The following is a 13,249-nucleotide window of genomic DNA, read 5'->3' on the forward strand; positions in this document are numbered from 1 at the left end:
TGTTAAAGGCGGGGAAGAGCCATGGACAATCACAGTTATGTGGCAAGGCAAGCGATATTGGATCGGCAGCAACGGCTGCACGGTTATGAACTTCTCTATCGGGACGGTGAGCATAACGCTTTTCCCGATATCGGCCCTGACATTGCGACCACCAAGCTATTAGCAGAACAGTATCTGAGTCACGGTTTTGATGAGCTCATTGGTGGCAAGCGCGCCTTTATCAATTTCCACGAACAGGCATTACTTCAAGGGCTGCCTAAGATCCTCGAACCCTCGCAAGTCGTTATTGAAATTCTCGAAACGGTGCCGCCCAGTAAGGCCTTGCTGGACGTCTGTCGCGAGCTTAAAAAAATGGGCTATCGACTGGCCCTGGACGATCATGACTTTGATTCACAGTGGGGTGAGTTTCTCCCATTTGTGGATCTGGTGAAGGTGGATCTGATGGCCCACGGTCTGGACGAGGTGCAGAAAAACCTGACGCCGTTCCGCGAAGCCGGCGTGAAATTACTGGCCGAACGGGTCGAAACACAGCAGGAGTTTGAGCAGTGCAAAGACTTGGGCTTTGATTATTTCCAGGGCTTTTTCTTTGCCCGACCTCAGATGGTTAAGCGCCCTCAACTGGCCTTATCCCGACTGTCCCTGCTGGAACTGACCGCCGAAGCCAACGCGGCTGATTTAAATCTGGCAAAGGTTAATGCTCTGATGGAAAACGATGTGGCCCTGTCATACCGGTTACTCAGATTTATTAACAACCCATTGCTCTATAAAAGCCAGCCGATTACGTCCCTGCGCCATGCCCTGAATTTTCTGGGGCAGATTGAGCTTAAGAAGTTTATCGGCATGATGGTAATGGCGGCGATTAACACTGATAAGCCCGCAGAGTTAACTCATGTGGCGCTGATCCGGGCTAAGTTCTGTGAGTTGCTCGCGCGTGACCGCGGTGACAAAGGTGATCCGCCGGCAGGCTTTTTACTGGGGTTGTTTTCAACACTGGATGCCTTACTGGACCAGCCGATGCAATACGTGGTGGATAAGCTGCCCCTGGCAGAAGAGATCCGACAGGCCCTGTGTGGTGAAGGCAAGCTTTACGCCTATCTGGCGCTGATTGAGGCCATGGAGCGCGCTGAGTGGCAGAAGGTGGGCGAAATCGCCCAGCGGCTGGATGTGACCGAGCAGCCGATCAGTCAGTTTTACCGTCAGGCTTTAGAGTGGGGCGATGCCATGAATATCAGTCTGGCTGAGCCCCGTCCGGCCTGACTCTTCCGGGGCCTGCCGCTATCTGGGTTCGATAAGACGGATGTGTTTTTTTACCGAGATAAAAGAGCCCGCCAGGCCTAAACCCACCGACAAGCCCAACATAGTCAGCAAAGCGCTGCCATCCAGGCCGGTAAGCGTGAACTGAGTACTATAGAGGCTGGCCACATTATCGATACTATCGCTGACCCACCACAGTAACAGTGCCACGGTCAGCCAGGCCATCAGGCCACCCAGCAGCCCATACCAGAAGCCGGTGTACAGGAAAGGGCGCTGGATAAAGGCGTCGGTGGCCCCGACCAGCTTCATGACCAGGATTTCATCCCGCTTATTGAGAATGTTCAGGCGAATGGTATTGCCGATGATCAAGACTACCGCCAGAAACAGTAAAACGGCAATCAGGGTAACCAACTCGGTGGCCACATTCACCAGTCCGTGCAGACGCTCCAGCCATTGGATATCCAACTGACCCACATCCACCTCGCGCTGTTTCTTGAGTTTGTTGAGCAGTTTGCCGGCCGCAGTGGGCGAGCTGTGTTTACTAGTGGGCGTGACCAGGATGACATGGGGAAGAGGATTGTTGTCGAGATAGTTCAGGGCATCACCGAATTCGGACAAGCGCTTAAACTCTTCCAGTGCCTGCCCCTTATCAATGTGCTCGAGCTGGTCGATTTCAGGCCAGAGCTTCAGTCGGGTCATTAGCTGCTGAACGTCGCCTTGTTGCATCTGCGGTTGTAAAAACAGTGAGATTTCAGAAGCCTGCTCCCAGCCGGCACTGACCTGTTCGGTATTTTCCAGCATGATATACAGAGTACTGGGCAGGGTGATGCTGAGCCCCAGTACGGCAATGGTCATCAGTGATGCTGCCAAATTGCGATACAGCTCGCCCAAACTGGAAAGCGCCTGGCGTACGTGGCTGACAAAAAACATGCCGATGCGTTGATAGAACGGAATGCTGGCGCGTCTGGCGCCGTGCTGGCGGCCTTTAAATAGCAGGCTCATCGGGCGCCTCCTGCCAGTCTTCGCTGAGTCCGTCGGTGATCATCTGGCCCTGTTTGAGTGTCAGGGTGCGATAGCGCATGCGAGCAATCAGGCCCAGGTCGTGGGTGGCGATCAGTACCGCTACACCGGCCCGGTTAAACTCTTCAAATAATTTTATGATCTCCATGGATAGTTTGGGATCCAGGTTGCCCGTAGGCTCGTCCGCCAATAGCAATGGCGGCTTGTTAACAACGGCCCGGGCGATGCCCACGCGCTGTTGTTCGCCGCCAGAGAGCGTGACCGGATAGCTGCGAATTTTGTCCGACAGTCCAACCATCTCCAGCGCCGTTTTTACCTTCTTATTGATTTCTTTGTGGGAATAGCCCTCAATCACCAGTGGCAGTGCCACGTTGTCGAACACACTGCGGTCCATCAGCAGCTGGTGGCTTTGGAAAATCATGCCGATATCACGACGAATATAGGGTATCTGGCGGTTATTGATCTTATTCAGATCATGGCCGTTGATCAGCACCTGACCGACCGTAGGCCGTTCCATCAGGCTGATTAACTTAAGCAGCGTGCTTTTACCGGCCCCGGAGTGTCCGGTTAAAAAGGCCATTTCCCCCGGGGCGATATGAAAGTTCACCTGGCGCAGCGCTTGCTGCCCCCCGGGGTAGGTTTTACTGACCTTGTCGAATCGGATCATGATTCGGAGGACTCACTGAATAAGGCCTCAACAAACTGCTCACCATCGAAGGGGCGTAAGTCATCGATGCTTTCACCAATACCGATGTAGCGAATGGGGATCCCAAACTGGTCGGCCAGCGCAAACAGTACGCCCCCTTTGGCGGTGCCATCCAGCTTAGTCACACAGAGACCAGTCAGGCCCACGGCCTCATTGAACAGCTTGGTTTGACTGAGTGCGTTCTGGCCGGTGGTGGCGTCCAATGCCAGCATGATTTCGTGGGGCGCATTGGCATCCAGCTTACGCATCACTCGTACGATTTTTTCCAGCTCTGCCATCAGGTTGGCTTTGTTTTGCAGACGTCCGGCGGTGTCGGCAATCACAATATCGGTGCCGCGGGCCTTGGCCGCTTCCAGAGCGTCATAGATTACTGAGGCAGAATCTGCCCCCGTGTGCTGAGCAATGACCGGGATTTCATTTCTTTCACCCCAGGTTTGCAGTTGTTCGACGGCGGCGGCCCGGAAGGTATCACCGGCGGCCAGCATCACGCTCTTACCTTGCTGTCGGAATTGTTTAGCCAGTTTGCCGATGGTGGTGGTTTTGCCAACACCGTTTACACCCACCATCAGGATCACGAAAGGGCCTTCCTGAGTATCGGTATTCAGCGGTTGACTAACATCGGTCAGCATCTCAGTCAGCTGTTGTTTGAGCTGTTGGTAGAGGGCTTCGCCATCCTTTAATTGGGCCCGATCGGCCTTGTCGGTTAACTCATCGATAATCTTGGTGGTGGTGTTAATGCCCACATCGGCCACCAGAAGCTGTGTTTCCAGTTCTTCGAAAAGCTCATCGTCAATCTTCTTGCCTTTAAACAGGCTGACTAAACCGCCACCCAGGTTGGCACTGGTTTTGGAAAGGCGCTGCTTGAGGCGACTAAAAAATCCCAGCTTGTTGCCTTCTTCGGGTTCCGGCTGCAAGTGTTCAGCCTCTTCCGCTTCTGACTCGGAGGGCATCGGAGAAGGCTCTCCCAGCGTGTGAGGGTTGAAGGCCTTATGGTGTTCGGGCTGTTGCTCTTTAGCTGCCGGTTCATCGTCGGCTTGAGTCTGCTCTTCATCGCCACTGACCTGATGATCGACAGAGTGAGCTTCGGCCTCCGATGGCATAGGAGACGGTTCGGCGATGGTGTGAGGATTAACGGGGTCGTCGTTATCTGATGGTTCAGACTTTGGTGGCGTGTCTAAATGGTGACTGACCGAATCAGCTTCAGACTCGGATGGCATAGGAGATGGTTCGCCCAGCGTTTCTGGCGACCATGAAGCGTCGCTTTGTGAGGCATCGCTCTGGGGCTCGTCTTTTGAGGGCGATTCCGGCTCTACGGGAGTCGTGTTGTCTTTTTTATCGTTTTTTTTCTTGCCAAACCAGCCGAATAACTTAGACATAAGGGCTCGAATCCTTTGGAAAATTTTTGGGTTATCAGGCAATGCCCAGTAAACTGGCATCATCATAGCATCTCTTGAAAAGCTAAATGAAGTTCGGCAATAAAAACAGGCGTAAGGCCGGTGGGCAGATTCGCATTATCTCGGGGCAGTGGCGGGGGCGTAAGCTGCCGGTACTTGACCATGAGGGCTTAAGACCCACCACAGACCGCAATAAGGAAACGCTGTTTAACTGGCTGGCGCCTTATCTGGCCGACAGCCGCTGTCTGGATGGCTTCGCCGGTAGTGGTAGCCTGGGGCTCGAAGCCTTGTCCCGTCATGCCGCCCAAGTGGTGTTCGTGGAAAAGCATAAGGCGGCCGCCATGCAGATACAGAAAAATTGTCAAACGCTGAAGCTGTCTCCTGAGCAGGCACAGGTGAGACAGACCGACTTGCTCAGTTATTTGCAAGGCAAAGAACAGCCTTTCGACCTAGTTTTCTTAGACCCGCCTTTTGAGCGAAACTTACTACCAACGGCTATTGAAGCTCTAGACCAACATCAATGGTTGAGCCCCGAGGCGCTTATTTATGTGGAAAGCGAACAGGACCTGAACTTAGACTGGCCCGAGCACTGGCAGTTGTTAAAGCAAAAGCAGGCGGGGCAGGTGGTCTACCGTTTGTTTCAGCGTCAGGTCGAGCCGTAATTGGTTGGGTTAAACCTTATAGCTCAATACCGATGTTGGTGATGCCTTCTTCGGTGGCCAACTGACGCAACCGCTTGTTGCATTCTGAGCCGCGTTTGGCCTCGGCCAGTTCATCCAGCAGTTCGCTTTGAAACTCGATCTCCCATTGCATCAGGGGGTGTTCTTTCACTTCCTCGAGCTCGGGTTCGGTAGCCTGAATGAAAGCATCAACAGAGCCTTGGGAAAGTTTGCTTATCACCACCGCACCCTGAGGGTCTTCGCCTGACATCAACGCTAACAGCGCCGACAGGGACATACCGGCGTCGATGGCGGGATATACCCCAAAGTTATCGTGTTCGCCCACCTCTGGAATAACCGCATCCACCTTTTCCTGTTGCAGGGCCAGATTGATCTTACTCTTGGGATTCGCCAGCCAGCCCCAGATGCTGTCCAGAACATTACGGCACAGCTTGGGGTCGCCGCTATCGGTCAACTCGCAGAACAGCTCGTAATTCGGCAGGGAGCGTTCCAGCAAAGTGGCGCCAAAGGCAACAGCCTGCCAATGCTCAAGTTCGCGTACGCGTTGAAAAATATTCAGTTTCACGGGGTTATCTCCAGATAGCTGGCTACGCCGTCCAGTAGCATCTGGATGGCAATCATGACCAGGATCATACCCATCAGGCGCTCTACTGCAATTAAACCTCGCTCACCTAACAGGCGATGGAACATTCCCGAGAACAGCAGGATCACGGCAGTGACACCCCAGGCTACAAAGGCCGCAATAGTCCAGTCGAACATCCGGCTGGGATCCTGATTGGATAACAGAATCAAAGTCGCCAGCAGCGAGGGGCCAGCGATTAGTGGAATGGCCAGAGGCACCAGAAAGGGCTCCGGTTGGTTGGCTTGCTCATCAGGCGCTTTCGTCTTAGGGGCAGGGAAGATCATCCGTAAGGCGATCAAGAATAAAATAATGCCCCCCGCAATACTGACGGTTTCCTGCTTAACGCTGATAAAGTCCAGCACGGCCTGACCGCTGAAGAGAAACAACATCATCAGCCCCAGTGAGAACAGTAGCTCACGGATGATGATCAGTCGACGACGCTTTGGTTCGATGGACTTTAGTGTGGACATAAAAATGGGAAGGTTGCCCAATGGGTCCATAATAAAGATTAGAGTGACGGCAGCGGACCAGGTTTCCATAGTAATGTCATTAAGTTAGCCAAGGTGCTGACTAGTTTAACCCAATTTGCCGGTGAATATTGAACGCCGATTTCAGTAAGGCAGAGGTTAAGCTTTTTTGATAAGGACAGAATAAGCAGATTCTTTGCAGATAAACTTGAAAATTCAGTGCTATTGGTAGCATGATTAGCCTTCTTATCTACTTTGAGAGAAAGTCATGAGTTTGATGTCGGTAGCGGAAGTAGCCAATTACTTAGGAATTCAGGAAGTACGTGTCGAGCGACTGGAGCGGGAGAGCTTGCTGATTGCCAAGGATAAAGACGCCGACGGCAAGCCGCTGTTTGAAAAAGAAGATGTGGAAAAATATAAAACCTTTGCCGAGCGCATTGGGGGTATCTAGTCCGCTCAGCAAAGGTTAAAACGCCAATTTTACGGAGCTCTGATTAGTTCTCCAGCAAGGCGCGGGCGATGGTGCGAATGCCCTGACCACTGGCACCGGCAGGCATCAGCGAAGTGGCACTGCTATTAAAGGCGGAGGCTAAGTCAATATGGGCCCAGCCTTTACCATCGTTAGGCACAAAGCGCGACAAGAACCCCGCTGCATTGGAAGCTCCCCCTGCACCGCCGCCTTTCATAGGTCGGCTGTTAGCGGTATCAGCATAGGGTGAGGGGCAGTTGTCCTGATGCCAGCGCTCCAGCGGCAATGGCCAGGTCGGCTCGGCTTCTTGCTGTGCATACCCCAGAATCTGCTGTTGTAATTCCTTATCCAGACCAAACAAGGCGTTGTACTCCGTGCCCACAGCGACCATGGCCGCGCCGGTCAGGGTAGCGGCGTCGATGATGGTCCGAGCACCGGACTCACCGGCGGCCATCAAGCCATCGGCCAGTACCAGGCGGCCTTCGGCGTCGGTATTGACTACTTCCACCGTAACACCGTTTTTATAGGTCAAAATATCGCCCAGCTTGTAGGCGTGACCGCTTATCAGGTTTTCGGCACAGCACAAGAACAGCTTCACCCGTTTATTCAGCCCCTGCATAATGGCCAGACCCATTGCACCGGTGACGGTGGCAGCACCGCCCATGTCACATTTCATGGACAACATCCCTTCGCTGCCTTTGATGCTGTAGCCACCGCTATCGAAGGTAATGCCTTTGCCCACTAAAGCGGTGGCAACGGGCGCCTTATCATCACCGGTTGGGTTATAGTCCACTTCGAGTAGAACTGGCGGACGTTCGCTGCCCCGGCCTACCTCATAAATTCCGATCCAACCGGCTTCTTTCAGCGCCTCGCCCTTGGTCACCCGGGTTTGGACGCGCTCGCCGCCTAATTGACGGAGCCAGTTACTGGCTTCTTCGGCCAAAACCTCTGGGGAAATGTCTTCCGGACTGCGGTTGATCAGGTTGCGGGTGAACCGCAAGGCATCGAAATGTTGTTGTAAGCGCTCACTGTTGCCGTCGTCGGCCCATTGAACAGCATCTTGCTTCTTCGGTGAGCTAAAGCTGCTGGCGAACGCCCATTGCTGCTCGAAGCTCCAGCTATCGGATAAGGCGGCTTTGGCGACGCCAGTGGAATCCAGCATTCGCGCGGCCTTGCGGATGGCTCGCAGCGCATCGCTGGAATCCAGGTGACCGATATGGATGTGTGCACCCTGTTGATCAAAGGATAAGGGGCCTTTTTCGGACCAGCCCTTGGGGGCTGGATCTTGGCTCAGGCGCACCTGAATATGAGACATGGTTTGCTCCTGTAATTGCAGGTAGAATGAACGGAAACGCCCGTCTTTAAAGCCCTGGTAGGGGCGTTACAAGCGGCGTCTATGGTGTCATAGTCTAAGCAGTTGCAGTGAGTCCCTCAAGTTATGAAGTTTGATCCCCCTCTGATACGCGGCAAGTTAATTAAGCGCTACAAACGATTTTTAGCCGATGTGCGTTTGGAGAATGGCGAGCAGGTCACCGCCCACTGCGCAAACACCGGCGCCATGACGGCCTGTCTGTGGCCCGACTACCCGGTATATTTATCCTATTCTGATAACCCCAAGCGCAAGCTGGCTTACAGTTGGCAACTGGCACAGAACCCTCAGGGTGACTGGATTGGCATCAATACTCACAGTGCCAACAAATTGGTGGCGGAAGCGGTGACCGAAGGGCGGATACCGGAACTGGCCGGTTATGAGCGTCAGCGCAGCGAGGTACGCTACGGAGAGCAAAACAGCCGCGCCGATCTGGTTCTGGAGTCTGAGCAAAGGCCCCGCTGTGTGGTGGAAGTAAAATCAGTGACGTTGCTGGATGAGACACAGGGTTATTTCCCTGACACCGTTACTACCCGTGGCCAGAAACATCTGGAGGAGTTGATCTCGGTGGTGCAGGCCGGACAGCGCGCGGTATTGTTTTTCTGTGTTCAGCACAGTGGGATTAGCTCGGTAAAAGTGGCGGAACATCTGGATCCGGCGTACGCCAGGCTTTTTTATCAGGCTTTGGAGCAGGGAGTAGAGGTGCTGGCCTATGGCTGTGACTTCAGCCCGGAAGCTGTGGTACTGAACCAGCCTGTGCCGGTGAACGTATAGATCAGCTGGTGCAACCAGTGCTTTCCTCAGACCCGCCGTGAACCCACCCATGGGGGCTTCTCTGCGGCTTTCTGGCCGCACAGGGGCTGCGAAAAACACTCTTCTACGCCAATATATCGGCACTTGGGCGCTTGATATTTTTTAACCCGCCCCCACTATTGCGCCCCTAAGGTTTGGGCAGGTTTTATTCTGGAGAAATAATATTGCCTGGGGAATAGGATTCTGCTATAGATAGCCCGCTTAGGCGACTTGCCCCCAAATTAGCTGTGTAGGAGATGTGGCTGATGCCAACTGAAAAATCGAAAACGCTTGGTTTATTAGCGCTTGCTGGCTTGGACCCGTATGAGGCCAAAGACGGCGAGGAGTACATGAGTGAGGGGCAGCTTGAACATTTTCGCAAGCTGTTACGGGCCTGGCGTGAGCAACTTCGCATGGAAGTAGATCGCACCGTTCACCACATGAAAGATGAGGCGGCCAATTTCCCTGACCCGGTTGACCGTGCCGCTCAGGAAGAAGAGTTCAGCCTGGAACTGCGTACCCGTGACCGTGAGCGAAAGCTGATCAAGAAGATTGAGAAGACGTTAAGACGTATTGAAGAAGACGATTTTGGCTTCTGTGATTCCTGTGGCATTGAGATTGGCGTGCGCCGTCTTGAGGCCCGACCAACGGCAGACCTGTGTGTTGACTGTAAGTCTATGGCCGAAATCAAAGAGAAGCAGATGCAAGGCTAACCTGCCGAGCGACTTCCCGCAAAAGCTGCCGTCGGCGGCTTTTGTGCTTTCTGGTCCATGACAACATCATTCTCACCTTATATCGGCCGTTTTGCGCCATCGCCTTCCGGCCCCTTGCACTTTGGCTCTTTGATTGCTGCTTTGGGCAGTTACTTGCGTGCTCGTCAGCAGCGAGGCCAGTGGCTGTTGCGCATCGAAGACATCGACCCACCCCGCGAAATGCCCGGTGCCGCAGAAGGGATACTGGAAACGCTTCAGGCTCACGGGCTTAACTGGGACGGCGAGGTAAGCTATCAGAGTCAGCACAGCCCTTATTACGATGCGGCTCTGGCTGCGCTGGATCAAACCGGGCGTACCTATTTTTGCCAGTGCTCCCGCGCTCAGATTCGCGCTGCCGGTGGTCATTACCCGGGTACGTGCCGGGACAAGGGTTTAAGCGGGGAGAACTGCTCGCTCCGGCTTATGAATACTCAACCGGTAACAGAGTTCAACGATATCAACCTGGGACAGGTGATAGCCGATGGCAACGTCAGTGGCGAGGATTTTATCTTAAGGCGCAAAGATGGCTTTTATGCCTATCACTTAGCGGTGGTGGTGGACGATCTGCGCCAGGGCGTGACTGAAATCGTTCGGGGGGCGGATTTGCTGGAAACCACCTGTTGCCAGATGGCACTTTATCAGGCATTGGGGGCCAAGACCCCTGCCTATTTGCACCTGCCCGTGGCGGTGACTGAGCCCGGCTTTAAGCTCAGCAAGCAAAATCATGCACCAGCGTTAGAGAATAAACACGCCTTGCAAAACTTACGTCAGGCCATGGTGTTTTTGGGCTTTGATGGCGATAAGCTCAGAGCCTTTGAACAGCCAGCGTCGCTGCTTGACTGGGCGGTCACTCAGTGGGAGCTGGCTCTGGTGCCAAAGCTCAGGGAAAAGCCTTATGAGGGGACGCCATCCTGATTCTCATTTAGGCCCAGCTGTTATATGATTAGCGCCCATTTTTCGACATCAACCGACCGCAGGAGAATCTGTCATCATTACCCGGGTGTTTAACAAGGTCAAACAAGCCTTAGGCTCAGAAAAAACCGAGATTGGACAGGGGGAACTACGGCCTGTGGTAATTCCTCGGCAAGAGCATAATATCAGCCGCAATGATATCAGTGACAACGCCTTAAAGGTGCTGTACCGGTTACATAACGCCGGTTACGACGCCTATCTGGTGGGCGGTTGTGTCAGAGATTTGTTACTCGGTCTCAAACCTAAAGACTTCGATGTGGTCACCAATGCCACACCGGAAGAGATCAAGAAGCTGTTTCGTAATTGCCGGCTGATCGGGCGTCGCTTCCGATTGGCGCATATCGTGTTCGGCCGTGATGTGATCGAAGTGGCTACGTTCCGCGGTCACCATGAACCCAGTGAAAATACTCAACACCTGAGCCGCCAGAGTGATGAAGGCATGTTGCTCAGAGATAATGTATTTGGCTCCATCGAAGAAGACGCTCAGCGCCGTGACTTCACCATCAATGCCATGTATTACAACATTGCCGATTTTTCGGTGACTGACTTTGCGCAGGGGATGCAGTCCATCCAGCAGCGTCGCATCGAACTGATTGGTGACCCTGAAACACGTTATCGCGAAGATCCGGTGCGCATGTTAAGAGCGGTACGTTTTGCCGCTAAGCTGAGCATGGATATCAGCGACGAGGCCGGACGGGTTATTCCCAAGTTGGCCTCTTTGATCAACAGCGTGCCGCCAGCCCGGTTATTTGACGAGGTGCTCAAGCTACTGGCTTCTGGGAATGGTGTAAGTACCTACCAACTTCTTAAAGAATATCGCTTGTTTGAGCCACTGTTCCCGCAACTGCAGCCTCTGATCAAGCAGCCAGACAGCAAGGAGAACCAGTTTGTTGTCAAAATGCTGGAGAATACCGATGAACGGTTAAACAGCGGCAAGCGGATTACGCCAGCGTTTTTGTATGCCGCCATGCTCTGGTACCCATTGGAAGAGCGTTCCCAGCAGCATCAGGTAGAGGGTGGTTTTAACGCCCATGATGCCTTCAATCTGGCGATTAACGATGTATTGCACCGCCAGCAGCAGCGCATCGCCATTCCCAAGCGTTTTAGCCTGCCTATGCGTGATATCTGGCAGATGCAGCATCGATTGGGGAAACGATTCGGTAAGCGTCCTTATCAGATGCTGGAGCATCCGAAATTCCGCGCCGCTTATGACTTTTTGTTACTGCGCAGTGAAGTGGAAGGCGGTGAACTGATCGAGTTGGCTCAGTGGTGGACCGAATTTCAGGACGTTAGCCATGAAGTTCGTCGTAAGATGGTGGCTAAGCTCAATCGAGGTGGCAAGGCACGACGCGGCGGTCGACGTCGTGGCCCTAAGAAGGCCAAGTCTGATTCGTGATGGACATCTACATTGGCCTGGGCAGTAATCTGGACGCGCCCAAACAGCAGCTACTAACGGCGTTTAATACCCTGGCCCAGCACCCGGACATGAGGCTGGTGGACACCTCCTCCCTATACACCAGCTTGCCCATGGGCCCGCAAGACCAACCCGACTATGTGAATGCCGTGGCCTGTCTGCAGTCCAAACTCGACCCGCTAATGCTTCTCAGGGCGTTGCAAGACATCGAATGGCAGCAAGGGCGGGTGCGCAAAGATGAGCGCTGGGGGGCACGGACCCTAGACTTGGATATTTTGTTGTATGGACAGCAGGTGATAAAAAGTCCGGAACTGATTGTCCCTCACTATGGCATGCAGGACAGGGAGTTTGTGGTTCATCCTCTGATGGAAATCGCCCCCGAATTACAGCTGCCCGATGGGCAGGCATTAGCCGACGTGGCTCACCGGTGTCCCAAGATGGGACTACGGGTGCTTTGTCCCCGGGCCGAGGTGTGGCAATTCGTTACTGAATCGGTATAGTTAGCCCCATTTTCTTGCCGGGGCGAAGGAGCCTGTATGAAAAAAATCACCGTCTCAACACTGAATACCATGAAGCAACAGGGCGAGAAAATCAGCGTTCTGACTGCTTATGATGCCAGTTTTGCCAAGCTGTTCGATGAGCAGGGTGTGGAAGTTTTCCTGATTGGGGACTCATTGGGGATGGTGCTGCAAGGCCATGACGATACCCTACCGGTGACTGTCGAAGATATTGCTTATCATACCCGGGCGGTACGCAAAGGTACCGAACGCGCCTTTGTGGTCGCCGATATGCCGTTTATGTCTTACGCCACTACTGAACAAAGTTATGCCAGTGCCGCCAGCTTAATGGCGGCAGGTGCCTCGATGGTCAAGCTGGAAGGCGGCCAATGGCTGGTCGAGTCTGTCCGTGGTCTGGTGGATCGTGGCATTCCGGTTTGTGCCCACCTGGGGCTAACCCCGCAGTCGGTGCACAAGTTTGGTGGCTTTAAAGTTCAGGCCCGTGAGTCGGAGCAAGCCGAGCAATTGCTGGCCGATGCCAAGGCGCTCGAGGAGGCCGGTGCTCAAATGTTGGTGCTGGAATGTGTTCCCAGTGATCTTGCCAAGGCTGTGACAGAGGCGCTGTCTATTCCTGTGATCGGTATTGGTGCCGGTAAAGACACTGACGGCCAGGTTTTGGTGATGCACGATATGTTCGGCATCAGTGCCAATTACATTCCTAAGTTTTCCAAGAACTACCTGGCGGAAACCGGCGATATCCGCAAGGCCGTAGCCATGTTTGTGGATGAAGTTAAAAGCGGGGCCTTCCCCACTGACGAGCAAAGCTTTAACTGAGGTTTAT

The 13,249-nt window shown here is 53.7% G+C and carries 15 protein-coding genes; 9 read left to right on the plus strand and 6 right to left on the minus strand.

Going from position 1 to position 13,249, the window contains the following annotated elements:
- The first annotated feature begins 21 nt into the window (after positions 1–21).
- Positions 22–1,257, plus strand: a complete 1,236-nt coding sequence (locus HMF8227_RS01730) for an EAL and HDOD domain-containing protein (RefSeq protein ID WP_109338540.1) — start codon at positions 22–24, stop codon at positions 1,255–1,257.
- Between the two features lie 18 nt (positions 1,258–1,275).
- Here the strand turns inward: HMF8227_RS01730 and ftsX are convergent, their stop codons facing one another.
- Genes ftsX through ftsY form a run of 3 tightly spaced genes read right to left on the minus strand, consistent with a single transcriptional unit; the run spans position 1,276 to position 4,356 of the window.
- Positions 1,276–2,256 carry a permease-like cell division protein FtsX gene (gene ftsX, locus HMF8227_RS01735; protein WP_109338541.1) on the minus strand — a complete coding sequence of 327 codons (981 nt, stop codon included), beginning with the start codon at positions 2,254–2,256 and terminating at the stop codon, positions 1,276–1,278.
- Positions 2,240–2,941 (minus strand): cell division ATP-binding protein FtsE, encoded by a 702-nt coding sequence (ftsE, locus tag HMF8227_RS01740; RefSeq protein ID WP_109338542.1) that lies wholly within the window; start codon positions 2,939–2,941, stop codon positions 2,240–2,242. The genes ftsX and ftsE overlap by 17 nt, the downstream gene beginning before the upstream one ends.
- The gene (gene ftsY / locus HMF8227_RS01745; protein ID WP_109338543.1) at positions 2,938–4,356 is read right to left on the minus strand and encodes a signal recognition particle-docking protein FtsY; all 1,419 of its coding nucleotides are present in this window, start codon (positions 4,354–4,356) and stop codon (positions 2,938–2,940) included. The genes ftsE and ftsY overlap by 4 nt, the downstream gene beginning before the upstream one ends.
- Before the next feature lie 86 nt (positions 4,357–4,442).
- On the opposite strand from ftsY, the gene rsmD reads away from it, so the two are divergent.
- Positions 4,443–5,036, plus strand: coding sequence for a 16S rRNA (guanine(966)-N(2))-methyltransferase RsmD (rsmD, locus tag HMF8227_RS01750; protein WP_109338544.1), 594 nt, complete (start codon positions 4,443–4,445; stop codon positions 5,034–5,036).
- Positions 5,037–5,052: 16 nt separating this feature from the next.
- Here rsmD and HMF8227_RS01755 read toward each other — a convergent pair whose 3' ends face one another.
- A complete protein-coding gene (locus tag HMF8227_RS01755; RefSeq protein WP_109338545.1) occupies positions 5,053–5,619 on the minus strand; it encodes a YjaG family protein in 567 nt (188 codons plus the stop codon).
- Positions 5,616–6,215 (minus strand): YhgN family NAAT transporter, encoded by a 600-nt coding sequence (locus HMF8227_RS01760; protein WP_109338546.1) that lies wholly within the window; start codon positions 6,213–6,215, stop codon positions 5,616–5,618. Before HMF8227_RS01760 ends, HMF8227_RS01755 begins: the two co-directional genes overlap by 4 nt.
- A 196-nt stretch (positions 6,216–6,411) precedes the next feature.
- Between HMF8227_RS01760 and HMF8227_RS01765 the strand changes: the two genes are divergently transcribed.
- The gene (locus tag HMF8227_RS01765; RefSeq protein WP_109338547.1) at positions 6,412–6,594 is read left to right on the plus strand and encodes a helix-turn-helix domain-containing protein; all 183 of its coding nucleotides are present in this window, start codon (positions 6,412–6,414) and stop codon (positions 6,592–6,594) included.
- A 43-nt stretch (positions 6,595–6,637) separates the two neighbouring features.
- Here HMF8227_RS01765 and pepB read toward each other — a convergent pair whose 3' ends face one another.
- A complete protein-coding gene (gene pepB / locus HMF8227_RS01770) occupies positions 6,638–7,927 on the minus strand; it encodes an aminopeptidase PepB (protein WP_109338548.1) in 1,290 nt (429 codons plus the stop codon).
- Positions 7,928–8,050: 123 nt separating this feature from the next.
- Here pepB and sfsA point away from each other — a divergent pair, with 123 nt between their 5' ends.
- The 6 genes from sfsA (at position 8,051) to panB (ending at position 13,242) form a co-directional block, all read left to right on the plus strand.
- A complete protein-coding gene (gene sfsA / locus HMF8227_RS01775) occupies positions 8,051–8,755 on the plus strand; it encodes a DNA/RNA nuclease SfsA (protein WP_109338549.1) in 705 nt (234 codons plus the stop codon).
- A 284-nt stretch (positions 8,756–9,039) separates the two neighbouring features.
- The gene (gene dksA, locus HMF8227_RS01780; RefSeq protein WP_109340978.1) at positions 9,040–9,486 is read left to right on the plus strand and encodes an RNA polymerase-binding protein DksA; all 447 of its coding nucleotides are present in this window, start codon (positions 9,040–9,042) and stop codon (positions 9,484–9,486) included.
- Between the two features lie 57 nt (positions 9,487–9,543).
- Complete coding sequence (gene gluQRS / locus HMF8227_RS01785) at positions 9,544–10,440, plus strand: tRNA glutamyl-Q(34) synthetase GluQRS (protein ID WP_109338550.1); 897 nt, start codon at positions 9,544–9,546, stop codon at positions 10,438–10,440.
- 160 nt (positions 10,441–10,600) lie between these two features.
- Positions 10,601–11,893 (plus strand): polynucleotide adenylyltransferase PcnB, encoded by a 1,293-nt coding sequence (pcnB, locus tag HMF8227_RS01790; protein ID WP_109340979.1) that lies wholly within the window; start codon positions 10,601–10,603, stop codon positions 11,891–11,893.
- Positions 11,893–12,411: a 2-amino-4-hydroxy-6-hydroxymethyldihydropteridine diphosphokinase gene (gene folK / locus HMF8227_RS01795; protein ID WP_109338551.1), complete on the plus strand. Its 519-nt coding sequence runs from the start codon at positions 11,893–11,895 to the stop codon at positions 12,409–12,411. Before pcnB ends, folK begins: the two co-directional genes overlap by 1 nt.
- A gap of 36 nt (positions 12,412–12,447) precedes the next feature.
- Entirely contained in the window at positions 12,448–13,242 is a 795-nt protein-coding gene (gene panB, locus HMF8227_RS01800) for a 3-methyl-2-oxobutanoate hydroxymethyltransferase (RefSeq protein ID WP_109338552.1), read from the plus strand.
- The last annotated feature ends 7 nt before the right edge of the window (positions 13,243–13,249 follow it).

The organism is Saliniradius amylolyticus (assembly GCF_003143555.1).
Classification (GTDB): Bacteria; Pseudomonadota; Gammaproteobacteria; order Enterobacterales; family Alteromonadaceae; genus Saliniradius; species Saliniradius amylolyticus.

Bases quoted from the DNA above. Each gene is read 5' to 3' on its own strand.
- HMF8227_RS01730 (WP_109338540.1), top strand. From the start codon at position 22: ATGGACAATCACAGTTATGTGGCAAGGCAAGCGATATTGGATCGGCAG.
- ftsX (WP_109338541.1), bottom strand. From the start codon at position 2,256: ATGAGCCTGCTATTTAAAGGCCGCCAGCACGGCGCCAGACGCGCCAGC.
- ftsE (WP_109338542.1), bottom strand. From the start codon at position 2,941: ATGATCCGATTCGACAAGGTCAGTAAAACCTACCCCGGGGGGCAGCAA.
- ftsY (WP_109338543.1), bottom strand. From the start codon at position 4,356: ATGTCTAAGTTATTCGGCTGGTTTGGCAAGAAAAAAAACGATAAAAAA.
- rsmD (WP_109338544.1), top strand. From the start codon at position 4,443: ATGAAGTTCGGCAATAAAAACAGGCGTAAGGCCGGTGGGCAGATTCGC.
- HMF8227_RS01760 (WP_109338546.1), bottom strand. From the start codon at position 6,215: ATGGAAACCTGGTCCGCTGCCGTCACTCTAATCTTTATTATGGACCCA.
- HMF8227_RS01765 (WP_109338547.1), top strand. From the start codon at position 6,412: ATGAGTTTGATGTCGGTAGCGGAAGTAGCCAATTACTTAGGAATTCAG.
- pepB (WP_109338548.1), bottom strand. From the start codon at position 7,927: ATGTCTCATATTCAGGTGCGCCTGAGCCAAGATCCAGCCCCCAAGGGC.
- sfsA (WP_109338549.1), top strand. From the start codon at position 8,051: ATGAAGTTTGATCCCCCTCTGATACGCGGCAAGTTAATTAAGCGCTAC.
- dksA (WP_109340978.1), top strand. From the start codon at position 9,040: ATGCCAACTGAAAAATCGAAAACGCTTGGTTTATTAGCGCTTGCTGGC.
- gluQRS (WP_109338550.1), top strand. From the start codon at position 9,544: ATGACAACATCATTCTCACCTTATATCGGCCGTTTTGCGCCATCGCCT.
- folK (WP_109338551.1), top strand. From the start codon at position 11,893: ATGGACATCTACATTGGCCTGGGCAGTAATCTGGACGCGCCCAAACAG.
- panB (WP_109338552.1), top strand. From the start codon at position 12,448: ATGAAAAAAATCACCGTCTCAACACTGAATACCATGAAGCAACAGGGC.